The organism is Bradyrhizobium sp. 132 (genome assembly GCF_023074185.1).
Taxonomy (GTDB): Bacteria; Pseudomonadota; Alphaproteobacteria; order Rhizobiales; family Xanthobacteraceae; genus Bradyrhizobium.
Window position 1 is genome coordinate 1 of sequence record NZ_JADPKY010000119.1, and the last position, 1,826, is coordinate 1,826.

The following is a 1,826-nucleotide window of genomic DNA, read 5'->3' on the forward strand; positions in this document are numbered from 1 at the left end:
CTCGATCTTCACAAACTGGCGCCGCAGATGCGACCAGCAGAAGGCGAGCGTCCCGGACAGGGCGTCCGCACGCGTCTCTCGGGTCATGGTCTTGTAAGCCTGCGGGGCGGCGATCAGGGTGAGACCCCAGCGACAATCAGGATGAGACTGCGCCGATGGGGACGGACCGAAGGGAGGGCGTAGCCCGACCGGAGGACCGTCCCCATCGGCGTCGCGCTTTTTGACCCGTCTGGCGGCTGGGCGGGGCTGGTGCAAGCTGTTGATTCGTCTCGACAAGAGGGAATCGACGCCTTGCCTGGCCTCCACATCACCGACCACCAGATGAGGCTGTACATGACCTACCGAGTGACATTGTCCCCCGAGGCCGCCGCGGCCAGGGCGGGGTTCTCGAAAGCGAGTGCGTATCGGATCGAGGGCGATGCGCGTCCGCCATCGCAGAAGAAGGCGCCGAGGGGTCGGCGACGATCCGATCCGCTTGCGCCCTATTGGGACGCCGAGATCATCCCGATCCTGAAGGCTGCACCCGGTATCCGCGTGATCGGCGTGCTGGACGAGTTGCGCCGACGGCATCCCGACCTTAACTCCAACATCCGACGCACGCTGGACGCCTGGCGGGCGCTCAACGGCCCAGAACAGGACGTGATCTTCCGCCAGGAGCACGAGCCCGGCCGCCTGGGTCTGTCTGACTTCACGGACGTGAGCACGCTCGGCATTACCATTGCAGGAGAAGCTCTCGATCAGCGGCTTTATCACTTCCGGTTGGCGTTCTCGGGCTTTGAGCATGCCCACGTCGTACTCGGCGGTGAAAGCTTCGTCGCCCTGGCCGAGGGGTTGCAGAACGCCCTGTGGGCGCTCGGCGGCGTGCCGCGGGAGCATCGCAGCGACAGCCTGTCGGCCGCGTTCCGCAATCTGGCGGCGGATGCGCGTGAGGATCTGACACAGCGATACGCCGCGCTGATGGGCCACTACGGCATGGCACCAACGCGCAACAATGCGGGCATCGCACACGAGAACGGCTCGATCGAGAGTGCGCACGGTCATCTGAAACGAGCCCTGGAGGATGCCCTGTTGCTGCGAGGTACGCGCGACTTCGCCAGTCTCGATGCGTACCGGGCTTTTGTCGACCAGATTGTCGGCCGGCGCAACGCCAACCTCGCCAAGCGGATCGCGCTCGAGAAGGAAGCACTGGCGCCGCTGCCGAAAGGCCGCACGACCGACTTCGAGGAGAAGGTGATCCCGGTGACGTCCTCGGGCGGCTTCATCCTGCGGCGCGTGTTCTACACCGTACCTTCAAGGCTGATCGGCCATCGCCTGCGTGTGCGCATCTTCGACGACCGTCTCGAATGCTTCCTCGGCGTCACACCGGTCGTGACGCTGCGGCGCGGCCGGCCTGTGTCAGAGAGCCAGGGCGGGCATGTCGTCGATTACCGGCACGTCATCCATGCCCTGCGGCGCAAGCCGATGGCGCTCCTCAATCTCGTCTATCGCGACCGGCTCTTCCCGCGGCCTGCCTACAGGCGCCTGTTCGAGACCTTGCGGGAGCATGGTGATGATCGGCGTGCCTGCAAGGTGACGGTCGAGCTTCTGGCGCTGGCCCACGAGCGAGCTTGCGAAGCTGAGCTCGCCGAGGCGGTCGCGATAGACCTGGATGCCGGACGGCTACCCGATCTTGCCGCGCTGCGCGACCGCTTCCGACCCGAGGCAGCCTCGATCCCGCGCGTCGCCGTCGATCCAGAAGAGCCGCGGCAAAGGCGCGCAATTCGGCGGGATCGCTCGGCAGCTCATCGGGCAAATCACTCATTGGCCCGAGCTTGCCATGCTTCGCG

The 1,826-nt window shown here is 65.8% G+C and carries 1 protein-coding gene; it reads left to right on the plus strand.

Annotated elements, in window-relative coordinates:
- Positions 1-321: 321 nt before the first annotated feature.
- The coding region (istA, locus tag IVA74_RS25085; RefSeq protein WP_247348992.1) for an IS21 family transposase at positions 322-1,826 on the plus strand (1,505 nt) is incomplete at its 3' end.